Below are 23,746 nucleotides of genomic sequence, written 5' to 3'. Positions count from 1 at the left end.
GATCCATGGCAAATCATGGAAATATAGCAGAGCGCGGCTGAACCCCGTGCCGGGCGCAAATCTGAATTATGCCGATTCCCGGGCGATCAGCTGCCCCGACAGGGTAATGCGCTGGGTTTGCAGCTCAGGCTCTTTCAGCTTGCGAATCATCAGCCCCGCCGCCTGCCGCCCCGTCTCTTCGCTGGCGGAGGAGACATAGGTAAAGGAGGGGGAGGTGAGGTTAACGTGCAGCATATCCTCAAACCCCACCAGCGCTACCTGCTGGGTGAGAAATACGTCTTTTCCTACCGTGCGCCCGACATGATGAATGCCGGAGATGGAGCCAAGCATCGCATCCGGGGAGTGGCAGAGCAGGGCGGTAATGGTGTTGTTCTTCTCCAGCAGCTGCCGGGTGGCGAAGCTCACCGCCTGGGTGTCGTCGCTGCAGGCCGGGGCGGATTCCTCCCGGAACACCAGCCCGTTTTGCGTCATCGCGCTGCGAAAACCGAGCAGGCGCTGCTCGCGGATCAGATCGCCTTCCATGCCGCCGATATAGGCGATATTGCGGTGTCCGCGCTCAATCAGATAGCGGGTCGCCAGATGCGCCGCCTGGCGGTTATCGCGCATCACCAGATTGCAGCTCTCATCCAGCAGCGACTGCGATACCGCCACCAGCGGCAGCGGACATTCACGGATCAGCGCCGGGAGGGTTGCACGGCGGGTACTGGAAGCCAGGTAGATCACCCCGGCGACGCCCTGCTGTTTGAAGGAGAGCAGGCAGCGCTCGAGGTGCTCACCGTCGTTCAGCGGCTGGCCGAGAAACACCATATAACCCTGCTTCTCCAGCTCCTGGACGATGCTCGCCATCACCTTGATGGAAAAGCTGTCGCTGAAATCACGCAGGATCAGGCCGATCAGATTGGAGGTGTTGGCGCGAAGGTTGGCGGCGGCCACGTTATGCACGTAACCCAGGGCGGTGATGGCGGCGTTAACTTTGTCGATCGTCGCCTCGGAGATCTTTCCTTTCTGACGCAGAACCAGCGAGACGGTGGAGACGGAGACCCCTGCCTCTCTGGCGACATCAATGATGCTGACCTTCTTCACATCTTCTCCCTGAAATGCCTGATAAAACCACGTCTCCCGTAAGAGTACAGGAGACGTGTCGGACAGGCAGCTTATTATTTACCGATCATAGTGGACATCGTCTGGGCGATAAACTGCGCCCGGGCGCCGAAGATAACCTGAATGCCGGAGTCACCGACGAAGACTACGCCGCGTGCGCCGAGGCCGTTCAGACCGTCTTTATCCACCATATCGCTCTTGGCCACTTCCAGACGCAGACGGGTGATGCAGGAGCCGACGGAGTCGATGTTCTGCGCGCCGCCCAGCAGGCTGATGATTTCGGTGGCGATTTCGGTATCGGTTTTGTCATCCGCATTGGCGGTCACTTCGGTGCGGCCCGGCGTTTTCACGTCGAAACGACGGATCACGAAGCGGAAGGTGAAGTAGTAGATCAGCGCCATCGGAATACCGATGATAATGGCGTTGAGGAAGTTGGTCTGGTAGCCGTTAAACGACGGCAGGATCCCGAACGACAGGTAGTCGATAAAGCCCGCAGAGAAGGATTTGGCGATATGCGCATGCATCAGATACATGGTCATGTACGCCAGGCCCGCCATGATGGCGTTAAAGACGTAGAGGATCGGTGCCACGAAGATAAAGGTGAACTCTACCGGCTCGGTGATCCCCGTCAGGAAGCAGGTCAGGGCCGCAGAGAACAGAATACCGGCGGCGATCTTTTTGTTTTTGGTGTGGGCTTCGTGATACATCGCCAGACAGGCCGCCGGCAGCGCGAACAGCATCAGCGGGAATTCGCCCTGCATGAACTTACCGGCGTTCTGGTAGGTATCGCTGCTGAAGGATTTGGTGCCTTCTTCCAGCATCTTGAACCAGATGGTCTGGTCGCCATGGATCACCTGGCCCGCCTGGGTGGTGTAATCCCCGAAGGAGTACCAGAACGACGGATACCAGATGTGGTGCAGACCCAGCGGGATCAGGGCGCGTTCCACCAGACCAAAGATAAAGGTCGATGCCGCCTGGTTATCGCCGTTGACCACTATCGACAGGGCGTCGATACCGGCCTGGATATGTTGCCAGATATAAGGCAGCAGCAGGCCCATCACGAAGGACAGGAACGCTGTAGCAATGGCGACAAAACGCTTCCCGGAGAAGAAGCCGAGGAATTCCGGCAGCTGCATGGTGTGGAAGCGGTTATAACACCAGGCGGCGATAATACCGCACAGCAGGCCGCCAAAGACGCCCATCTGCAATGTCGGAATGCCCACCACCATGGCGTACTTCCCGCCCTGGGAGGCCATCTCCGGCGTAATGCCGAGCACGGTGCCGATGGTGATGTTGGTGACAAACACCGCCACCGCCGCCGACAGCGCCGCGATCCCGGATTCGGATGCCAGGCCGACGGCCGAGCCGATAGCGAACAGCATCGGCAGGTTATCAAAAATGACCCCGCCCGCGTTCATCATCAGCGGCAGGTGGAACTTATCCCCGAAGGCCAACAGCAGGCCCGCAGCGGGAAGCAGTGAGATTGGCAGCATTAAGGCGCGACCAATCATCGATAATTTCGACAGCGATTTAACAAAACCTGATATCAGACCCATTCTGATTTCCCCCGAGTGCACTCTGTGAGCGCTGTTATAGTGAGTAGAACGTTTTAGTAGAACGTTCTACTTATCGTGATGAAAGCCTGAAATTCGCGCAACCAGATTTTCACTTTTCAACAGATGAAATAGTGATTATTTGAAGTTGATCGATAATTAGCCGTGATGGGTGTGGGGGAATGTTGCAGAAAAAAGCCGGGTGGCGGCTGCGCCTTACCCGGCCTACAAACGGAGCCAGTACCTGGGCCCGGTAAGCGAAGCGCCACCGGGCATCAGCCAGCTCAGGCGGTAACTGTTACGCTCTGACCTTCAAAACTGACGGTCTGACCGGCGACAATCTTGCAACGCTTGCGGGTCTCTACCACGCCATCCACTTTGACCAGTCCGTCAGCAATGACGATCTTGGCCTGCGCGCCGCTCTCGCTCCAGCCTTCGAGCTTCAGCAGATCGCACAGCTCGACGTGCGGGTGTTTACCTAATGAAAAAGTGGCCATCTTACGCTTCCTCTACGTCGTGATACTCCTCGCACGCCTGCAAGGTATTCTGAATTAATGTTGCTACGGTCATCGGCCCTACGCCACCCGGAACCGGGGTGATGTAAGAGGCGCGGGCGGCAGCATCTTCATAAACCACGTCGCCCACTACTTTGCCGCTCTCCAGACGGTTAATCCCCACGTCCACGACAATCGCGCCTTCCTTGATCCATTCGCCCGGAATAAAGCCCGGTTTACCTACGGCCACGATCAGCAGGTCGGCATTTTCGACGTGCTGACGCAGGTTTTTGGTAAAGCGGTGGGTGACGGTGGTGGTGCAGCCAGCCAGCAGCAGCTCCATGCTCATCGGACGGCCAACGATATTGGACGCGCCAATCACCACGGCGTTCAGGCCGTAGGTATCAATGTTATAGCGCTCCAGCAGGGTGACGATACCGCGCGGCGTACATGGACGCAGACGCGGCGCACGCTGGCACAGACGGCCAACGTTATACGGGTGGAAGCCGTCCACGTCTTTGTCTGGCGCAATACGTTCCAGCACTTTCACGTTGTCGATGCCCGCAGGCAGCGGCAGCTGGACCAGAATGCCGTCGATCTCTTTATCGGCGTTCAGGGTATCAATCAGCTCAAGCAGCTCTGCTTCGGAGGTGGTTTCCGGCAGATCGTAAGAGCGGGAGAGAAAGCCCACCTCTTCGCACGCTTTGCGTTTGCTGCCGACATAAATTTGTGAAGCCGGGTTACTGCCGACCAGTACAACAGCCAGCCCGGGAGCGCGTTTTCCAGCGGCCCGACGTGCTGCCACTTTTTCCGCAACCTCAGAGCGCACCTGCTGCGCAATCGTTTTACCGTCAATAATCTTTGCTGCCATCAGAGAGAAGATTCCATCTGTAAGGAGTGAAAGGGGGGATGCGCATATTTTGTCAGAAGCGCGCGCTGCTGTCAGTCACACTTTGCGGATTTTCCTGTTAAGCAGGTCGGTTGTCAGCCATCGGTATGAACTGCAAGAGGATTGTACTAAAATGCATTGACTCAACGGTCATTGACCGTATAATTCCACGCGCTTCACCACTGCGAAGATATTCTTCTCTGTGCGCCCTTAGCTCAGTTGGATAGAGCAACGGCCTTCTAAGCCGTAGGTCAAAGGTTCGAATCCTTTAGGGCGTACCATTCAAACCCACATCCCCTTGTTTCCTCTTTCCAGCTGAGAATCTTGCTCTGCGGTAGGCCTTTTCTCGCGAGTCAGTTAAACTATCTCAAATTCGCGTTATTTTGAGATAGTGACACCGTGGCGATTAAACATCCTCCCAGACTGATACCACTGGAATCCCTTTCGGGGGCAGAGATAGCCGCCTATCAACGCTATTTGCGCATAACGGACGATAAAGGGCGCTATCTGCCTTTTGATACGTTCAGACACCGCTTACCTCAACATGAAAACGTAACCCTTGCCTGGACGCTGACCCGCCGCACCCGTGATGCTGCCCTGCAGCGGATCGATTACTGGAACGCAGCAGGGGAACAGGCAGGATTTATTCATACACCCGCTATTTCCGCTACCTGTGAACGGGTCGATAAAGAGGCCACACGTCTGGCGCTCAACGACCTTATCGCCAGGCTGCGTGGCGCAGGCGCAGCGCTGATTCAGCTCCAGCTCGATGAGCCGATCACCAGCTCACAACTGGAAGGCGCAAATACCACTACGCTGGTAGCGAGAAGCATGCTGGAATCGGGTCGGGCACCGCGTACTGAAGACGAACATATGATCGTGGGTAACGCACGGCTGATGGCAGAAATTCCGCAGATGCTGAATGAATCTCTGACAACAGACCTCATTCGCCATTTTCATGCCATTGGCATGGAAGGGATCAATGATGACAAATACCAGCCTGGTGAATTTCGCACGACAAACGATATTGTGATTGCCGATTACGACGGGAACGTTGTTCACCAGCCGCCAGCGGCAGAACAGTTAACTGCCCGCCTGCAATGGGTATGTGACTGGGTAAACAGCAACTCCGGGTACGTTCATCCGCTGGTAAAGGCCTGTACTCTGCATTTTATGATCGCCCATGAACATCCTTTCCGGGATGGAAACGGACGCACCAGCCGGGCGCTGTTTTACTGGTTTATGCTGAAATCGGGGTATGAGGCATTTAAATACATTTCTATCAGCAGCCTGTTACACGCCGCACCGGTTAACTATGCCCAGAGTTATCAGTACACGGAAACTGACGGTATGGATCTGACCTACTTTCTGGAGTATCAAACCGGTGTGATCCGCCGCGCCCTGGACAACCTGCTTCAGCATGTTGACGATCTGGTTGTCAGAGCGGCAAATATCGACAGGATCTTATTTGAGTCCCGTGCATTATCGCGACTGACCTCCCGCCAGGTGACGCTGTTAAATATTATGCTGGCCACGCCTGCGACGTTATATACCGCCGCTGACGTTAGCGATGCGCTGGGTATGTCGGATAACACGGCCCGTAAAGATCTGCGTGCGCTGGTGCGAGAAGGGCTGGTGGAGGAAGCCAGCGTCAACGACCAGAAAACGGTGTACCGCGTCGCGAGGAGTCTCATCAGCTAGCTACTGACAGGCGCGTCATTGATCCTGCTCGCTACCCTGACCCGCATCTGTATAATACCGGCGAACGCGCTGGCAGCATCCGCATGGATGTCGGGTAAGTATTAAGAGGGAATGATGTCCGGTATTGCGCATTACTATGAACACCAGCAGATAAGCAGCCCGCAGCAAGTGGCCACGCTATCGGCCCAGACGTCCTCTGCCGGGATGACGCAGACCAGCGTACCCGCCTCTTTTTCGCAGTTAACCCATTCTTCGCAGCCGATTATCGCCCAGCCGGCGATGAGCGCACCGCAATCCGCCGACCGCCGCCAGGCATCGGTTACCGTCACGCCCGCCTCTTTTGAACAGCTTGGGCAGTACGCCAGCCTGCAGGGCTGGAGTGAAAATCAGCTCGCGCTGATGAAGCGTTTACCTCAGTACCGGAACAGCCATACCGGGCCTGCGTGGTCCCCGGTGGGCGGCCTGCGCGGGATCCGCAACAACAATCCCGGTAACCTCGAGGCCAGCTGGGCCTTCACCTGGCAGGGACAGAATGGCACCGACGGGCGTTTTGCCACCTTTGCGTCCCCGGAACACGGGATCCGCGCCCTGGGCGTTAACCTGCTTGCCTACCAGCGGCGCGGGCTGGATACCGTCAGCAAAATTATCTCCCGCTGGGCACCGCCGCAGGATAATAACAATACGACCGCCTATATTCAGAACGTCAGTCTGGCCCTGGGGGTCTCACCGACCACCCGGCTGGATGTGGCTTCCCCCGCGATATTAACCGCGCTGAGCAAGGCCATTATTCATCAGGAGAACGGGAAGGTACCCTTTAGCGATGAGACGATCGCGAGCGGGATAGCCTCGGCGCTGGGGATGGCGGCGCTGTCGGAGAGCCCAACGCCAGTAGTGGGGGCACCGCTCCCGGCGCCGTTGCGCAGTACCAAAGGATAGTCTCGCCCCCTCTGGGTTGTTTTCTCATCGTTTTTTTACTTTGTTGCCCCTGTTTACACTTGATTACAGATGGATAATGAGTATAGTTCTCATTCTCTTTAGTGTTTGCGGGCGCGTAGGGACTATCCTGCATTAACAGTGAGTGCAGATCTCACACGGAACACTGAGTGTTATCGGTGGACGCTGCACTGGCCTGACGGCCTGAAACCCTAACCATAATCGCAACCATTATGCGACGCAGGCGTCCTCCTCAAATTTGATTTGCACGGTAAAGGATGTCCCTGATGTCAAAAAAATTGTCCGCCCTGACGCTGTTGGTGGCTGTCTCACTCAGTGGCTGCGCCGCTCAGCACCCTGCGACCACCGCTGAAACCCCGAAACCTGCTGCCCCGGCGCAGACCAACGTCGTCAAACGCGATCTCGCCGACGGCCTGTACGAGATGGTCCTCAATCCAAAGGGCGATGCGCTGTACGTTGCCAGCTCGGAGGGCTTCAAGGATGTGCAGGGTGGGGTGGTGTACAAGCTCGATCCGACGACCCTGAAAACTCTCGGGCGTAGCCATACCGACCTGAAAAACTTCGCACTGGCCATCTCTGAAGACGGTCAGATCCTCTATGCCACCAACTCGCTGGACGGCGGGATCAGCGCCATCAGCACCGCCGACGGCAAGGTGAAACAGCGCCTGCTGTTTACCGAGCGCAATAAAGAGGGCTACCCCTACGGCGCGCGCCAGGTGCTGCTGCATAACAACCTGCTGTACATCGGCGGCGTGGCCGATCCGGCGGTGATCTGGGTGGTGGATGCCAAAACGCTGAAGCTGAAAAAGACCATCAAAAACGCAGGACAGTGGGTCACTGGCCTGATGTGGTCTGAACAGACCCAGCGCATCTATGTGGCCAACGGCGGCGGTGAGATCCTGATCCTCGATCCCAAGCGCAACCAGATCGAAAAACGCTGGAAGCCGCTCGGCGACAAACCGGCCCTGCTGCTCAACCTGGCGGAAGACAAAGCCACTGGCCGCCTGTTCGTGACCGACAACTCCAAAGCGAAAACCACTCTGGTGCTGGATATCCGTACCGGTGAAGTCATCAAGCAGCTCGACGTGGGCGATTCGCTGGCGGTGAAGTTCAACCCGGCGCGCAACGAGCTGTACATCACCCAGCGCGAAAGCGGCAAGCTGCTGAGCCTGGATGCCACCACCTATGCCGTGAAGCAGCGCTGGGATCTGCCGCCGAACCCGAACAGCCTGCTGCTGTCGGCGGATGGGCAAACCCTGTACGTCACCGTGAAGCAGGCCTTTAACAAAGACCACTCCACCAACGGGCCGGACAGCGTGGTGCGTATCGCCTTGAAATAATCTTTCTCATAACGATTAAGGCCCGGTAACGGGCCATTTTGCGCGAACTTTGAACGGATTAATCATGAACCACACCAGAAAAATGAATAAAACGCTGCTGGCGATCGCTATCAGTGCCGCCTCACACACGGCGTTTGCCGCCGACAGCAAAAAAGAAGAGACCATTGTGGTCCAGTCCGCCGCCAGCGACTTCAAGCCCGGCGGCGACCAGCTGGTACCGGCCTTCCTCGACGGGCAGGTGGCGAACGGCGGGCGCATGGGGATGCTCGGTCAGCAAAATGCCATGGACGTGCCCTTTAACATCATCAGCTACACCTCAAAGCTGGTGGAAGATCAGCAGGCGCGCACCATTGCCGATGTGGTGGCGAACGATGCGGGCGTCCAGTCCGTGCAGGGCTACGGCAACAGCGCGGAGAGCTACCGCATTCGCGGCCTGAAGTTCGACGGAGATGACATGACCTTCGGCGGCCTCTCCGGCGTGCTGCCGCGTCAGGTGGTGGATGCCCAGATGGTGGATCGCATTGAGATCTTCAAAGGCGCTAACTCGCTAATGAACGGCGCGGCCAGCTCCGGCGTCGGCGGGATGATCAACCTCGAGCCGAAACATGCCGGGGCAACCCCGCAGGCGAAAGTGGGGGTCGACTATACCTCCGATTCGCAGATTGGCACCACCCTCGATGCCGGGCGTCGCTTTGGCGACAGCGACCAGTTTGGTGCCCGCGTTAACGTCGTTCACCGTGAAGGCGAAGCGCCGGTGGCGAACGATCGTCGCCGCACCACGCTGCTCTCCACCGGTCTGGACTATGCGGGCGACTCGTTCCGCAGCGCCCTGGACCTGGGCTATCAGAAGAAAACCTTCCACGGCTCGGAAACCGGCGTCAACGTGGCTGGGGTGAACTTCGTGCCCGAGCCGCCGAAAAACGATCGCAACTACTCGCAGAAATGGGCCTACAGCAATATCGAAAACGAATTCGGCATGTGGCGCAGCGAGTACGACATCACCGACAGCTGGACCGCTTATACCGGTCTGGGGGCCCAGCACGCCCATGAAGAGGGGCTGTACAGCGGCGCGAAGCTGGCGGACAAGAGCGGCAAAGCGACGGCAACCCGCCTCGATACCAACCGTATCAGCGACAGCGTGAGTGGCATGGCGGGCATCCGCGGCAACTTTGCTACCGGCTTTGTGACCCACAAGGTCAACGTCGGCTACTCGGCGATGACCAAAAACGAGAAAATCGCCTGGAAGATGTCGGCGGCGGCGAACAACCCGGTCACCAACATCTACCACAATACCGGCGTGGATGCGCCACCAAGCACCAACTCCAATGGGGCAGGCGGTAACTACAGCGATCCGCTGACCAGCGGCCGCACCCGCACCCAGGGCTGGCTGCTGAGCGACACCCTCGGCGTGCTGGATGACAAACTGCTCTTCACCGTCGGCGCGCGTCATCAGAAAGTGGTGATCCGCGGCTATAACAAAGTGACCGGCATGGAAAACGCCGGTGACAGCTTCGATGGCGACCGCTGGATGCCGACCTACGGCGTGGTCTACAAGCCGTGGGAGACGGTATCGCTGTATGCCAACCACACCGAGGCGCTGCAGCCGGGTAAAACCGCGCCCAACACCGCCACCAACTACGGCCAGAGCACCGGGATCGTCCACTCTAAGCAGAATGAGGTGGGCGTGAAGGCCGATTTCGGTCGCATTGGCGGCTCGCTGGCGCTGTTTGAGATCAAAATGCCGTCCGCCATTCTCGACAGCCAGACCAAACACTACGGTCTGGATGCCGAGCAGCGTAACCGCGGCGTGGAGCTGAACGTCTTTGGCGAGCCGATGCTGGGCCTGCGTCTGAACGCCAGCGCCACCTGGCTGCAGGCGGAGCTGACCAAAACCAACAATGGGGTGAACCAGGGCAACGACGCCATCGGCGTTCCGTCGTTCTACGGCGTGCTGGGCGCGGAGTATGACATCAAGCCCATCGACGGCCTGACCGCCACCGCCCGCGTGAACCACTCCGGATCGCAGTATGCGGATCTGGCGAACAGCAAAAAGCTGGACAGCTACACCACCCTGGATCTGGGCATGCGTTACCGCTTCGCGGTCAACAATGACCAGAACCAGATGACCGTTCGCGCCGGGATCGAAAACGTCACCGACGAGAACTACTGGTCAAGCGTGGACGACGGCGGCACCTACCTGTTCCAGGGCGAGCCGCGCACCTTTAAGGTTTCCGTCGGCTACGAGTTCTGAGTTCGACCCTCGTTATCCGGGGCAGGGATGCCCCTCCTTCTGACTGTTATAAAAATGTAATCAATTGTTCTTATAGTGTTCCCACTTTGTCATTTCTTAGCCTAAAGAAAGGAAGCCATCGTGGGTAAACCTCTTAAGTCCGTATTCAAAAAAGAACATCGCGACGATGTCAGTAATCCCAGCGCTAATCCGGTATTTTCCAGCGTGGCGGAGATGTTCCTCTCCCGCCGCCGTTTCCTGCAGATGGGTGCCGTTGCCGGTGCCGCCGCCTCCTTCCCCTTTTTACTCAAGCCTGAAAACGCTCTGGCTGCGGTTTCACAGCCTTCAGCCCTGAGCAAAGCGGTGTCGCTCGGCTTTACCAGCATTCCGGTCTCGACCGAGGATAGGGTCAGGGTGCCCGAGGGCTACATCGCGCGTCCTTTCTACCGCTGGGGCGACGCCACCGGCATCAAGGGGAATATGCCGGCATTCAAATTCGACGCCAGCAACACGGCAGACGAGCAGGCGGCGCAGGCGGGCATGCACCATGACGGTATGGCGTGGTTTAGCCTGCCGCAAGGGGAGGAGAGTCCCGGCCACGGCCTGCTGGCGATGAACCACGAGTACATCGACAACGGCATGCTCTTTAGTGACGGCACTGCCAGCTGGAGCCTGGAGAAGGCGCGCAAAGGCCAGAACGCCATGGGCGTATCGATTATCGAAGTGAAAAAGAACGGTAGCGACTGGGAAGTGGTGCGCCCCTCCGGCTTTGCCCGCCGCATCACGGTGAACACCCCTATGCAGCTCACCGGCCCGGCGCGTCAGCAAGAGTTAATGAAAACCGCCGTCGATCCTCAGGGCGAGCAGGTGCTCGGCACCATGCAAAACTGCGCTAACGGTTACACCCCCTGGGGAACCTACCTCACCTGCGAAGAGAACTGGTCGGATATTTTCGTCAAGAAAGGCGAGCGTAACGCCCTGGAGAAACGCTACGGCATCAGCGACAGCGATGAGTCCTACCGCTGGAGTGAAGTGGATGACAGGTTCAACGTGGATAAAACGCCTAACGAGCCGAATCGCTTTGGCTGGGTGGTCGAGATCGATCCCTACAATCCCGATTCCACGCCGCGCAAGCACACTGCGCTGGGGCGCTTCAAGCATGAAGGTGCCGCCGTCTCCCTGGCCGCAGATAAGCGCGTGGTCACCTATATGGGCGATGACCAGAAGTTTGAGTACATCTACAAATTTGTTTCCGACAATAAATACAGTCCGGCGGATCGCGAAGCCAATCTGCAGCTGCTGACCGCCGGCACGCTCTACGTCGCCAGATTCAACGACGACGGCTCCGGCGAGTGGCTGCCGCTGGTCTTTGGTCAGAACGGCCTGGATAAGAGCAAAGGGTTCGAAAACCAGGGAGATTTGTTGATTAAAACCCGTCTGGCGGCCGATGCCGTGGGGGCGACCAAAATGGATCGCCCGGAGTGGATCGCGGTGGATCCACACAGCAGTGGCAGCGTCTACTGCACGCTCACCAACAATAGCGATCGTGGCAAAGAGGGCAAAGCGCCAGTAGATGCGGCCAATCCCCGGGCCAATAACGCCTTCGGTCACATTATGCACTGGTACGAAGAGGGCGGCGATCCTGCTGCGTTACGCTTCAAATGGGACATTCTGGTGCTGGCCGGGCGAACGGATACCGCGGATGAAAAGGCGAAGGGCAGCATGAAGGGGGCCGAATTTGGCAGCCCGGACGGCCTGTCGTTTGACCATCAGGGCGTGCTCTGGATCCAGACCGACGTCTCCTCCAGCACCATTAACAAGAAATCGTATGAGGGGATGGGCAATAACCAGATGGTGGCGACCATTCCGGGCACCAATGAATATCGCCGCTTCCTGACCGGCCCGCGCGGCTGCGAAATCACCGGCATTGCGTTCACCCCGGACAACCGTACGCTGTTTATTAATATTCAGCATCCAGGCGAGGGCGGGGACGACATTACCGATCCGGCAAACCCGCGCGCCGTTTCTAACTGGCCGGACAATAATCCGCAGGGGCGCCCCCGCGCCTCGACGGTGGTCATCACCAGAGCGGATGGCGGCATTATCGGTTCGTGATCGCCTCCCGCCGGGCAGCAACCGTTGCCCGGCGTTTAACTTGCTCCCGTCTGTCCGAAGTGTTAAAAGGTGCCCCTTCCATAAAAAGAGACAGGGGTCAGACGTGAAAAACGCGTCATCCGCTTCAGGCAATGGTGTTGCTGAAGCCTCGTCGGAACAGACACCGACGCTGCATCGTGGTTTACAGAACCGACATATTCAACTTATCGCCCTCGGTGGCGCTATCGGCACCGGGCTGTTCCTCGGCATCGGTCCCGCCATTCAGATGGCTGGCCCTGCGGTGCTGCTGGGTTATGCCATCGCGGGTATTATCGCTTTTCTGATCATGCGCCAGCTCGGCGAGATGGTGGTGGAAGAACCCGTATCCGGCTCCTTCGCCCATTTTGCCTACAAATACTGGGGCCCGTTTGCGGGGTTCCTCTCCGGCTGGAACTACTGGGTGATGTTCGTGCTGGTGGGCATGGCGGAGCTGACCGCCGCGGGCATCTATATGCAGTACTGGCTGCCGGACGTGCCAACCTGGATCTGGGCGGCGGTGTTCTTCATCATCATTAACGCCGTTAACCTGGTGAACGTGCGCCTGTACGGTGAGACCGAGTTCTGGTTCGCCTTAATCAAGGTGTTGGCCATCATCGGCATGATCGGCTTTGGCCTGTGGCTGCTCTTCTCCGGACACGGCGGCGAGCGGGCGACCATCGATAATCTTTGGCAGCACGGCGGCTTCCTCGCTACCGGCTGGAAAGGGCTGGTGCTCTCCCTGGCGGTGATCATGTTCTCCTTTGGCGGGCTGGAGCTGATCGGCATTACCGCCGCCGAAGCCCAGGATCCGCATAAAAGCATTCCGAAAGCGGTCAACCAGGTGGTGTACCGTATTCTGCTGTTCTATATCGGTTCGCTGGTGGTGCTGCTGGCGCTCTATCCGTGGGTGGAAGTGAAGTCCGACAGCAGTCCGTTTGTGATGATTTTCCACGATCTGAACAGCAACGTGGTGGCATCGGCGCTCAACTTTGTGATTCTGGTGGCCTCGCTGTCGGTCTACAACAGCGGCGTCTACTCCAACAGCCGGATGCTGTTTGGCCTCTCCGTACAGGGCAACGCGCCGAAGTTCCTGACCCGCGTCAGCCGTCGCGGCGTACCGGTCAACTCGCTGCTGCTCTCCGGAGCCATCACCTCGCTGGTGGTGCTGGTCAACTACCTGCTGCCGCACGAAGCCTTTGGCCTGCTGATGGCGCTGGTGGTCGCGACCCTGCTGCTGAACTGGATCATGATCTGCCTGGCGCACCTGCGCTTCCGCGCGGCGATGCGCCGCAAAGGGCGCGAGACCCAGTTCAAGGCGCTGCTCTATCCGGCAGGGAACTACATCTGTATCGCCTTCCTGGCGATGATCCTGGTCCTGATGTGCACCATGGACGGGATGCGCACCTCGGCAATCCTGCTGCCGGTGTGGGTCGTGTTCCTGTTTGTGGCGTTTAAGCTGTCACGCAAGAAGTAATACGCCTTTGCCCGGTGGCGCTACGCTTACCGGGCCTACAAAAGCGTCAGGACCCGTAGGCCGGGTAAGGCGAAGCCGCCACCCGGCACCTCCCACACCGATCCACACCTTTATCGTGACCCCCCTCCCACTTCTTAATCGATCCACAGGATCTTTGTTTTGTAATCGATTACTTTTCATGTGATACGGTTTTGTAATCGATTACTTTTTAAGGGTGGGGCAGATCATGGTGTCAACAACTGAAAGTAGTGGAAAGGTGATAGGGCAGCACCGGATGCTGGTGCCGCGCCTGTCGCTGATGATGTTCCTGCAATTTTTTATCTGGGGTAGCTGGTCGGTCACCCTCGGTCTGGTGATGACCCAGTACAACATGTCATTGCTGATCGGCGATGCCTTCTCCGCCGGGCCGATTGCCTCGATTCTGTCGCCGTTCGTCCTCGGGATGCTGGTGGACCGCTTCTTCGCCTCGCAAAAGGTGATGGCGGTGATGCACCTGGCCGGCGCGGCGATCCTGTGGTTCGTGCCGGGGGCACTGATTGCGGAAAATGGTGCGCTGCTGATCGGCCTGCTGTTTGGCTATACGCTCTGCTACATGCCGACCCTGGCGTTGACCAACAACATCGCCTTCCACAGCCTGGCGAACGTCGACAAGACCTTCCCGGTGGTCCGCGTGTTTGGCACCATCGGCTGGATTGTCGCCGGGATCTTTATCGGCGTGACCGGCGTGGCCGCAAGCGTCACCATCTTCCAGGTGGCGGCGGCCAGCTCCGTCCTGCTGGCGCTCTACAGCCTGACCCTGCCGCATACGCCGGCCCCGGCTAAAGGGATGCCGGTCAAAATGCGGGATCTGTTCTGCGCCGACGCTTTCGCACTGCTGAAAACCCGTCACTTCTTTATCTTCTGCCTGTGCGCAATGCTGATCTCCGTCCCGTTGGGCACCTACTACGCCTACACTGCGTCGTACCTGGCGGATGCGGGGATCGCCGACGTCAGTACCGCCATGTCCTTCGGCCAGATGTCTGAAATCTTCTTCATGCTGGTGATCCCGCTGCTGTTCCGCCGTCTGGGCGTCAAATACATGCTGCTGATCGGCATGCTGGCGTGGTTCGTTCGTTACGCCATGTTTGCCCTCGGCGTCAGCGAGGAAGGGCGTTTCCTGCTCTATCTCGGCATCCTGCTGCACGGCGTCTGCTATGACTTCTTCTTTGTGGTGGGCTTTATCTACACCGACCGCGTGGCGGGCGAAAAGGTAAAAGGCCAGGCGCAGAGCATGATCGTGATGTTCACTTACGGTATCGGCATGCTGCTCGGCTCTCAGATTTCCGGCGCGCTGTACAACCGCCTGGTGGCGGGGCAGACCGTGCCACAGGCCTGGGTCACCTTCTGGTGGATCCCGGCAGTGGCGGCTGCGGTCATCGCGCTGATTTTCCTTGTCACGTTCAAATATGACGATGACAAGGCGTAATGTTCAGGAGGTGGTATGAGGACAATTAAAGGCCCGGGAATTTTTCTGTCGCAGTTTATCGGCGGGCAACCGCCGTTTAACACCCTCGACGGGCTGGCAGGCTGGGCAGCGGAAAAGGGCTACAAGGCGCTGCAAATTCCCTGCAATCACAAAGCGATTTTTGACGTAGAGCTGGCGGCAGAGAGCCAGACCTACTGCGACGAGATCAGCGGCAAACTGGCGAACCACGGGCTGGTCATCAGCGAGCTCTCCACCCATCTGGAAGGGCAGCTGATCGCCGTTAACCCGGTCTATGACGAGGCGTTCGATAACTTCGCCCCGCAGGCGGTGCGCGGCAACGCGGCCGCCCGCCAGGCCTGGGCGACCGATATCGTCACTAAGGCGGCGCTGGCCTCGGCCCGGCTCGGGTTAACCGCCCACGCCACCTTTTCGGGATCGCTGGCCTGGCCGTTTATGTACCCCTGGCCGCCGCATAACGAGGCGCGTTTCCAGGAGGCGTTCAGCGAGCTGGCCCGCCGCTGGCGGCCGGTTCTGGATGCCTTCGACGAGCAGGGGGTGAATGTCTGCTACGAGATCCACCCCGGGGAAGATCTGCACGACGGCGTCACCTTCGAGCGTTTCCTGGCTCTGGTGGACAACCACCCGCGCTGCAACATTCTTTACGATCCCAGCCACCTGCTGTTGCAGCAGATGGATTATCTGGCCTTTATCGACCACTACCACACCCGCATTAAGGCGTTCCACGTCAAGGATGCCGAGTACCGCCCCAACGGGCGCAGCGGGGTATACGGCGGGTATCAGAGCTGGATCAACCGCGCCGGGCGCTTCCGCTCCCCGGGCGACGGCCAGATCGACTTTAAGGGCATCTTCAGCAAGCTGACCCAGTACGACTACGACGGCTGGGCGGTGCTGGAGTGGGAGTGCTGCCTGAAGGATGGTGACACCGGGGCGCGGGAAGGGCGCGAGTTTATCTCCCGTCACATTATTCCGGTTTCCGATCGGGCATTTGACGATTTCGCCGCAGGAGAACTTCATGATTAACGTCGGCATTATCGGCAGCGGCTTTATCGGCCCGGCTCACATCGAAGCCCTGCGCCGTCTTGGCTTCGTGCAGGTCGTCGCCCTGGGCGATGGCTCGCTGGGGCAGGCGCAGGAGAAGGCCCGGGCGCTGAATATTCCCCACGCCTACGGCAGCGTAGACGCACTGCTGGCCCACCCGGATCTGCACGTGGTGCACAACTGCACGCCCAACCATCTGCATGCGGAGATTAACCGCCAGATCCTGCGCGCCGGAAAGCATGTTTTCTCCGAAAAACCGCTGTGCATGACCCCGGACGAGGCGCGGGAGCTGGTGGCCCTGGCCGAGCAGGCGGGGGTGATACACGGCGTGAGCTTTGTCTATCGCCAGTTTGCCATGGTGCGCCAGGCGGCGAGCATGGTGGCCGCAGGGTCGCTCGGACGGCTGTTTGCCGCCCACGGCAGCTATCTGCAGGACTGGATGCTGCTGGAAACCGACTACAACTGGCGGGTCGATGCGGCGCTCGGCGGGGCATCGCGGGCGGTGGCGGACATCGGTTCCCACTGGTGCGACACCATTCAGTTCCTGACCGGACGACGTATCACCGAGGTGATGGCCGACCTGTCCATCGTCTGGCCGACGCGCAAGGCCAACGTGGCCGGAAACCAGACCTTCAGCCAGGCGGGCGATGCGGTCTATGAAGATAAACCCGTCACCACCGAGGATTTCGGCTCGGTGCTGTTCCGCTTCGACGATGGCAGCAAAGGCAGCTTTACCGTCTCGCAGGTGAGCGCCGGGCGCAAAAACCGCCTCAGCCTCGAGGTCAACGGCAGCGAGGGTTCCGTGGCCTGGGATCAGGAGGTGCCCCAGCAGCTGTGGGTGGGCCATCGCGCGCAGGCCAACCAGACCCTGACGGACGATCCGGGCCTGATGAACCGCGACGTGGCCGACAGCGCCCACTTCCCCGGTGGCCACATCGAAGGCTGGCCGGACGCCTTTAAGAATATGATGGCGCAGTTTTATCGCGCGGTGCAGGCGGGCAGGATGCCGGAGCAACCGCTGTTTGCCACCTTCCACGACGGGGCGAACGTGATGTATATCATTGACGCAATTGTGAAAAGCCATCAACAGCAGCGCTGGATCAGCGTCGCGCACTAACGCCTTGCCCGGTACGCCGGGCAACAAATTTATGGTAGCCTGCTGCTAACGCTAACTGCAGGATCACTCGTCGCTATGTCAATTCAGAAAATCGCCCAACTGGCGGGCGTATCGGTGGCGACGGTATCGCGCGTGCTCAACAACAGCGATACCGTCAAAGCCAAAAACCGCGATCGCGTCTTGCAGGCGATTAAAGAGGCTAACTACCAGCCCAATCTTCTTGCTCGTCAGCTGCGCACCTCACGCAGCTACATGATCCTGGTGATGGTCTCCAACATTGCCAACCCGTTCTGCGCCGAAGTGGTGAAGGGCATTGAGGAGCAGGCGGAGAAAAACGGCTACCGCATTCTGCTGTGCAACTCCGGCTCCGATATTGAACGCTCCCGCTCGGGCCTGAGCCTGCTGACCGGCAAAATGGTCGACGGCATTATCACCATGGATGCCTTTACCCGCCTGACCGAACTGGCGGCGCTGATTGGCGATGCCCCTTGGGTGCAGTGCGCCGAATACGCCGATGCCGGGGCGGTCTCCTGCGTCGGGATCAACGATGTGGATGCCGCCCAGCATGTGGTCAGTCGCCTGGCCGACGGTGGGCGTCAGCGCATTGCGCTTATCAACCACGACCTGAGCTACAAATATGCCCGCCTGCGCGAGCGCGGGTATAAAAGCGTGCTGCATCTGCGCGATTTAGCGTATCAGGCGGTGGAGTACGCCAGCGATCTCAGCGCCGCAGCCGGGATGGCGGCGATGAGCAAGCTGCTGGCGACAGAGCCGCGCCCGGATGCGGTGTTTGCCGTCTCCGATACCCTGGCCGCGGGGGCGCTCCGCGCTATCGAAAAGGCGGGGCTGCGCGTGCCGCAGGATATCGCCGTGGTGGGTTTCGACGGCACCGAATTGTCGGAGATGGTCTCGCTGACCACCATCGAACAGCCGTCGCGGGATATCGGGCGCAAGGCGGTGGATCTGCTGCTGAACAAAATCGACAACCCCGACGCCGCCACCGAGCGGGTGATGATGAACTGGCGCTTTATTTCCCGCGCCAGCGCCTGAATTATTTCGCCAGTACGCCCGCCAGGGAGCGAATATCGTTCCCGGTCGGGGTCTGGTGAATACGCAGACCAAATTCATCAATCACCGCGAAAATATGGTCGAAAATATCGGCCTGAATCGCCTCATATTCCGCCCAGATCACGGTGTTGGTAAACGCATATATTTCTATCGGCAGGCCGTTGGCGTCCGGCGCTAATTGCCGCACCATCAGGGTCATATCCTGACGAATACGCGGATGGTTGCGCAGATATTCATTCAGATACGCGCGGAAGGTGCCAATATTGGTCATCTTGCGCATATTAAGTACCGAATCGCCTTCGCCGTTCTCCTGATTCCACAGGGTAATTTCCTCGTGACGTGTAGCCATATAGGGCTTCAGCAGCTTCGCCTGAACCAGCTGCTGCTGCTCTTGCTCGTCGAGAAAATGGATGCTGGTGGTATCAATATTCAGGCTGCGTTTAATCCGCCGCCCGCCGGAGGCTGACATGCCGCTCCAGTTGATAAAGGCGTCCGAGACCAGCGCCCAGGTGGGAATGGTGGTGATGGTATTATCGAAATTGCGCACCTTGACGGTGGTCAGGCCGATGTCGGTCACCGTGCCGTTGGCGCCGTATTTCGGCATCTCCAGCCAGTCGCCGAGCTTGAGCATATCGTTGGCCGAGAGCTGAATGCCTGCCACCAGGCCTAAAATCGGGTCTTTGAACACCAGCATCAGTACCGCGGCCATCGCGCCCAGACCGCTAATCAGAATAGCGGGGGACTGGCCGATCAGCAGGGAGATAATCAGGATACCCACCAGAATGGCGCTCACCAGCTTGATCCCCTGGAAGATTCCCTTCAGCGGCAGCTGGGAGGCGGTAGCCATCTTTTGCGACAGGTTGAAAATCACGTCCAGCAGCGAGAAGAAGGCCAGCAGGGCGTAAACCATCACCCACAGCCTGGCGCAGGTGGTGAGTATTTCCGCCGCGTCGCTGCCTTTTTGCAGCCACAATACCGCCTGAACGTTGACGATTATCCCCTGCAGGGTAAAGGCCAGACGGTGAAATAACTTATTCTCGGTAATGATCTGCAGCCATAAATGGCTGCTGGCCCGGGCGCGTTTCTCGAACGCCCGCAGCACTACTTTGTGCAGAATAAAATGAATAATCAGGGCAGTAAGAAAAATAATGCCAAAAATGATCGCGAGGGAGGTGGTGTGATTAATTTCAATACCTGTCTCTTCGACCAGAGAAATGAACTCCTGCATAACGTCTCCTGTATTAAAGCAGCCGCCATAATGGCGGCTGAGGATCTATTATGCAAATTCGCCAGGCCTATTTTACCGCCTGACAGGTTTTCACCACCGGCAGGCACAGGCGATGGCGCAATCGCAGGGTGGTCAGCGCCAGGACGATCATCATCAGGGTTTCCACCACCAGGAAGACGTTTATCGCCCGGGCGTAATCTCCCTGATGGTCGTGCAGGGCGTGGAGCAAAATCGCACCGAAGATCGCCGGGCCGAGGCCGAGCGCCGCCTGTTGCAGGGTGCTGAGAATGGCGCTGGCGGCTCCGGCATCGTCAGGCTGAATATCGCGCATCCCGATCCGGTAGAAGCTGTTGACAATCAGCGCCTGGCCGTAGCCCACCAGCCCGGTGGCCGGGGCAAGGGTCAGGGCGGTATTCTCCATTCCCCAGTAGCGGAAGGTGGCGATCAGCGCCAGCAGGCCGGTTATCTGGATCGCCAGCCCGGTGAGCAAAATCGTGCTCGAGCGATAGCGGGCAATCAGCCGCGGGGCAAACCACGCCGAGACAAAGTAGGTCACGCCGAGGGCGATAAAGCTGTTGCCGGACTGCCATGGAGCCATCCCCAGGCCGGTTTGCATGGTCAGCGCCATGCAGAACATAAACCCAGACCAGACGCTGAAGAAGAGCAGCGCAATCAGCACCCCAAAGCGGATGCTGCCGAGCTGCATCAGACGCGGCGGGATCAGCGGGTGAGCCCCTTCGCGCTCTTTTTTACGCGCATTCAGCGCCATTAAGTATGCCAGCGGGATAATGGCGATCAATGCGGCCTTCAGCGGCCACGACCAGTGCCACTGCGGCCCCAGTGCCATCGGGAACAGCAGGCAGCAGAGGATCGCCGCCAGCAGGGCGGTGCCCGGCCAGTCGATGCGTGACGGGGTGTCGCGGCGGGTTTCCGGCACAAAGCGACGGCTGAGGGCCAGCACCAGCAGGCAGATCGGCACGTTGATAAAAAAGGCGTTACGCCAGCCCAGCCCGGCGATATCCGCCGATACCAGCCAGCCGCCGCCCATCTGCCCGACGATAAACGCAATCCCGCCGATGCCGCCAAACAGGCTGATGGCTTTGGCGTGGGCGGGGCCTTTCAGGGTGACATGCAGGGTTGCAAGAATCTGCGGCATGATCAGCGCCGCGCCTGCGCCCTGAACGATGCGGGCGGCCAGCAGCTGCTCGATACTGCCCGCCATGCCGCACAGCAGCGAAGCCAGGCCAAAGCTCGCTACGCCCCACATAAACAGACGACGGCGGCCAAGGTTATCCCCCAGCTTGCTGCCGAGCGCCAGGCAGACGGCAAAGGCCACGCCGTAGAGGGCGACAATCAGCTCCAGCTCGGTGGCGGTGGCGTGCAGCGAGTGGGTGATGGCGTCCAGCGCCACGTTGGTGATTGAGGTATCAATCAGCGGCAGCATCTGGCCGGTTAACAGCAATATCAGGCCTGCCCGGCCCGGTGAAACAACTGACGTATTCATGGTGACTCCATTGCGTCAAACAGCGTAGCGTCGTAGCATCAACCATCTTATAAACGGGTACCAGTTCTTACTTATACTGGTACTGGCACTACCATGCAGGGGGCAACTATGGCGCAGATGTCTGAACCCGTCACCTCACTCCAGGATGACACCCGTAAACAGCTGGGCGCATTTTTACGCGCCCGGCGAGAGAGTCTCGATCCGCAGCGCTTGGGTTTACCGCGCAGCGGTCGCCGTCGCACCCCGGGTCTGCGCCGGGAAGAGGTGGCCCTGCTGGCCGACGTGGGCGTGACCTGGTACACCTGGCTGGAGCAGGGCAGGGACGTCAACCCGTCGAGCGCGGTGATGGCGGCGGTGGCGAAAGCGCTGCAGTGCACTCCGACCGAAGCCCGCCACCTGTTTGTGCTGGCGGGGTTGCCGCCGGGCGAAGCGCCGCAGGCGGTCTGCTGCGAGGGGATCAGCGAAGGCACCCGTCGTCTGCTGGATACCCTGATGCCAAAACCCGCCAGCATTCAGAAGCCAAATTTCGATATCGTGGCGTGGAACGACAGCTTCTGCCATCTGATGGGCGTCGACTTTAACGATATCCCGCCGGAAGACCGCAACTGCATCTACCTCTATCTCACGCATCCGGCGTGGCGCGCCCGTCTTGGCCGACGTGATGATGTGCTGGCGATTTTTGTCTCCTACTTCCGCGCGGCGATGGCCGAGCACCGGGGCGACCCGCAGTGGGAATCCAGACTGGCGCGCTTCTTTGCCGTCTCAGAGGAGTTTAAGTCTCTGTGGCACCAGCGAAACGACGTGCGCGGCGTGGAAAACCAGCTCAAGCTCTTTACCCATCCCGAACTGGGGGATATTCATCTCCAGCAGATGTACTGGTACTCCGCCCCGCGCAACGGCTCGCGCCTGCTGGTCTATTTACCGGTGGATGACGAGGGCGAGCGCGCCCTGGCGTGGCTGGCGGAGCAGGGGAAATAAGTTTTTTGCGAGTTGCTTTCAGGGAGTTATAGCCAAATCTGCTAAGTGGCTGAGGCTGGTGTAAGGTGAGGTTCAGATTAAACCAACCGACTTAATCGTCATGATTTCGATGAGGTGTTAAGTCGTCTATACTCACGCGATGAGAAACCACCCATGTCGCCACTGATGATTGATTCCGCAGATTTCAGCCAAAAACTCGGGCTTATCTCCCGAAACGTCGAACATACCGAAGCGTTTCTGGCTCGGGGCACGATGGATTTTCACCTGCCGGGTTTTTTGCTTCCTGCCGGGTATCAGCTCCTGAAATCGCGCTATGGCGATGAATACCGTCTCGTGACCACCGACGACGGCAAGCCTTATACGGCCTATGCCGTTAAGCTAACATTTCATAAAGAAATTACCTTTCCACAGGGTGCCGCTACGCAGGTGATGGTCTGGCGTACCCCACGGGCTGTCCATCAACGCGTGATAAGCGGATTACCGCAATTATTCTTTCAGTGGGTGCTGAGCGAATACGACATTGTGGTGTCGGACAGCGAACAAACCGGTGATGGACAGCGTTTTTGGCTACGGATGATCGACTGGGCGTTTAGCATGAATTATCAGATTAGCGTGGCGGACGGCACGGTGGGGGAGGAGTGGCACTTAACGCCGGTTAATTCTTACGCTGAGCTGGAAGAGCGCTGGATTACGTTCGCCTGGGGACACGATCGCGACGTGCATCCGCATCGCAGACTGGTTATCAGTAAAAAGTAACGGGCCGCTATCTGCGGCCCGTTTGTATTAGCACTCTGTCACAATCGTGCTCAGCGGCAGGCGCGATTTTGGCAGCGTGGCGTTGAAATCTTCCACGCTGTGATGCCCAACTGGCACTACCACCAGGCTGGTGAAGCCTTTCTCTTTCAGGCCAAACTCTTCATCGAGAACCGCCGCGTCGAAACCTTCAATGGGCACCGCGTCCAGGCCCATGGCGCCCACGCCCAGCAGGAAGTTACCGACGTTGAGATACACCTGTTTCGCCATCCACTGATCGTCATCTTTCAGATCGACACGGTGCATATCGGCGAAGAAGGTGCGGCCCTTGTGGTTAGCGGCTTTCGCTTCCGGGGTGGCGAAACGGCCATCGGCCTCTTCCTGATCCACAACGCGGGTAAGCCAGGCATCGTCCATCGCGGTTTTGGCGCAGAACACCACCACGTGAGAGGCATCCAGCATTTTGCGCTCGTTAAAGACAAAGCCACCGGCCGCGGACTTCGCCACGCGCGCTTTGCCTTCTTCGGTGCTGGCAACGATAAAGTGCCACGGCTGCGAGTTGGTGCTGGACGGGCTGTACTGCAGCAGGGTTTTAATCTGTTCCGCCTGGTCGGCAGTCAGTTTTTTGCTCGGATCAAAGGCCTTGGTTGAGTGGCGCTTTAAGGCAACAGAAATGATATCCATAACGACTCCTGGGATTCAGTG

19 protein-coding genes and 1 tRNA gene are annotated in these 23,746 nt (G+C 58.8%); 13 read left to right on the top strand and 7 right to left on the bottom strand.

Annotation, left to right across the window (positions count from 1 at the left end; all coding sequences use genetic code 11):
* Window positions 1-66 precede the first annotated feature (66 nt).
* The 4 genes from malI to folD all read right to left on the bottom strand — a co-directional run bounded on the left by malI (window position 67) and on the right by folD (window position 4,019).
* Complete coding sequence (gene malI / locus WFO70_RS11345; RefSeq protein ID WP_337016200.1) at window positions 67-1,083, bottom strand: Mal regulon transcriptional regulator MalI; 1,017 nt, start codon at window positions 1,081-1,083, stop codon at window positions 67-69.
* 74 nt (window positions 1,084-1,157) lie between these two features.
* Window positions 1,158-2,657, bottom strand: coding sequence for a PTS transporter subunit EIIC (locus WFO70_RS11340; protein ID WP_337016198.1), 1,500 nt, complete (start codon window positions 2,655-2,657; stop codon window positions 1,158-1,160).
* A 281-nt stretch (window positions 2,658-2,938) separates the two neighbouring features.
* On the bottom strand, window positions 2,939-3,151 hold the full coding sequence (ybcJ, locus tag WFO70_RS11335; protein ID WP_023334767.1) for a ribosome-associated protein YbcJ: 213 nt from the start codon (window positions 3,149-3,151) through the stop codon (window positions 2,939-2,941).
* Window position 3,152: 1 nt separating this feature from the next.
* A complete protein-coding gene (gene folD, locus WFO70_RS11330) occupies window positions 3,153-4,019 on the bottom strand; it encodes a bifunctional methylenetetrahydrofolate dehydrogenase/methenyltetrahydrofolate cyclohydrolase FolD (RefSeq protein WP_285128639.1) in 867 nt (288 codons plus the stop codon).
* 222 nt (window positions 4,020-4,241) lie between these two features.
* Here folD and WFO70_RS11325 point away from each other — a divergent pair.
* The 11 genes from WFO70_RS11325 to WFO70_RS11275 all read left to right on the top strand — a co-directional run bounded on the left by WFO70_RS11325 (window position 4,242) and on the right by WFO70_RS11275 (window position 18,560).
* Window positions 4,242-4,318, top strand: a tRNA-Arg gene (locus tag WFO70_RS11325).
* 118 nt (window positions 4,319-4,436) lie between these two features.
* Window positions 4,437-5,738 (top strand): Fic family protein, encoded by a 1,302-nt coding sequence (locus WFO70_RS11320; protein WP_337016193.1) that lies wholly within the window; start codon window positions 4,437-4,439, stop codon window positions 5,736-5,738.
* A gap of 114 nt (window positions 5,739-5,852) precedes the next feature.
* A complete protein-coding gene (locus WFO70_RS11315; RefSeq protein ID WP_337016191.1) occupies window positions 5,853-6,674 on the top strand; it encodes a hypothetical protein in 822 nt (273 codons plus the stop codon).
* A gap of 284 nt (window positions 6,675-6,958) precedes the next feature.
* Window positions 6,959-8,032 carry a YncE family protein gene (locus WFO70_RS11310; protein ID WP_337016189.1) on the top strand — a complete coding sequence of 358 codons (1,074 nt, stop codon included), beginning with the start codon at window positions 6,959-6,961 and terminating at the stop codon, window positions 8,030-8,032.
* 64 nt (window positions 8,033-8,096) lie between these two features.
* Window positions 8,097-10,283 carry a TonB-dependent receptor gene (locus WFO70_RS11305; RefSeq protein ID WP_337016187.1) on the top strand — a complete coding sequence of 729 codons (2,187 nt, stop codon included), beginning with the start codon at window positions 8,097-8,099 and terminating at the stop codon, window positions 10,281-10,283.
* Window positions 10,284-10,403: 120 nt separating this feature from the next.
* Window positions 10,404-12,377: a PhoX family protein gene (locus WFO70_RS11300; RefSeq protein WP_337016185.1), complete on the top strand. Its 1,974-nt coding sequence runs from the start codon at window positions 10,404-10,406 to the stop codon at window positions 12,375-12,377.
* 103 nt (window positions 12,378-12,480) lie between these two features.
* Entirely contained in the window at window positions 12,481-13,869 is a 1,389-nt protein-coding gene (pheP, locus tag WFO70_RS11295; RefSeq protein ID WP_337016183.1) for a phenylalanine transporter, read from the top strand.
* Between the two features lie 226 nt (window positions 13,870-14,095).
* On the top strand, window positions 14,096-15,334 hold the full coding sequence (locus tag WFO70_RS11290; protein ID WP_337016181.1) for an MFS transporter: 1,239 nt from the start codon (window positions 14,096-14,098) through the stop codon (window positions 15,332-15,334).
* 15 nt (window positions 15,335-15,349) lie between these two features.
* Entirely contained in the window at window positions 15,350-16,375 is a 1,026-nt protein-coding gene (locus WFO70_RS11285; RefSeq protein WP_337016179.1) for a sugar phosphate isomerase/epimerase family protein, read from the top strand.
* Entirely contained in the window at window positions 16,368-17,510 is a 1,143-nt protein-coding gene (locus WFO70_RS11280) for a Gfo/Idh/MocA family protein (protein WP_337016177.1), read from the top strand. Before WFO70_RS11285 ends, WFO70_RS11280 begins: the two co-directional genes overlap by 8 nt.
* 75 nt (window positions 17,511-17,585) lie before the next feature.
* Window positions 17,586-18,560, top strand: coding sequence for a LacI family DNA-binding transcriptional regulator (locus tag WFO70_RS11275; RefSeq protein WP_337016175.1), 975 nt, complete (start codon window positions 17,586-17,588; stop codon window positions 18,558-18,560).
* A 1-nt stretch (window position 18,561) separates the two neighbouring features.
* Here WFO70_RS11275 and WFO70_RS11270 read toward each other — a convergent pair whose 3' ends face one another.
* On the bottom strand, window positions 18,562-19,806 hold the full coding sequence (locus tag WFO70_RS11270) for a mechanosensitive ion channel family protein (RefSeq protein WP_337016173.1): 1,245 nt from the start codon (window positions 19,804-19,806) through the stop codon (window positions 18,562-18,564).
* Window positions 19,807-19,873: 67 nt separating this feature from the next.
* Entirely contained in the window at window positions 19,874-21,310 is a 1,437-nt protein-coding gene (locus WFO70_RS11265) for an MFS transporter (protein ID WP_337016171.1), read from the bottom strand.
* Between the two features lie 93 nt (window positions 21,311-21,403).
* Between WFO70_RS11265 and WFO70_RS11260 the strand changes: the two genes are divergently transcribed.
* Window positions 21,404-22,288, top strand: a complete 885-nt coding sequence (locus tag WFO70_RS11260; RefSeq protein WP_442913362.1) for a helix-turn-helix transcriptional regulator — start codon at window positions 21,404-21,406, stop codon at window positions 22,286-22,288.
* A 153-nt stretch (window positions 22,289-22,441) separates the two neighbouring features.
* Window positions 22,442-23,044 carry a hypothetical protein gene (locus WFO70_RS11255; RefSeq protein ID WP_337016167.1) on the top strand — a complete coding sequence of 201 codons (603 nt, stop codon included), beginning with the start codon at window positions 22,442-22,444 and terminating at the stop codon, window positions 23,042-23,044.
* A 27-nt stretch (window positions 23,045-23,071) separates the two neighbouring features.
* Here WFO70_RS11255 and nfsB read toward each other — a convergent pair whose 3' ends face one another.
* The gene (gene nfsB, locus WFO70_RS11250) at window positions 23,072-23,725 is read right to left on the bottom strand and encodes an oxygen-insensitive NAD(P)H nitroreductase (RefSeq protein ID WP_337016165.1); all 654 of its coding nucleotides are present in this window, start codon (window positions 23,723-23,725) and stop codon (window positions 23,072-23,074) included.
* Between the last annotated feature and the right edge of the window lie 21 nt (window positions 23,726-23,746).

The organism is Leclercia sp. AS011, assembly GCF_037152535.1.
Lineage (GTDB): Bacteria > Pseudomonadota > Gammaproteobacteria > Enterobacterales > Enterobacteriaceae > Enterobacter.
Note: the sequence above shows the minus strand (reverse complement) of the source record. Positions and strands in the feature narration are given on the sequence as shown.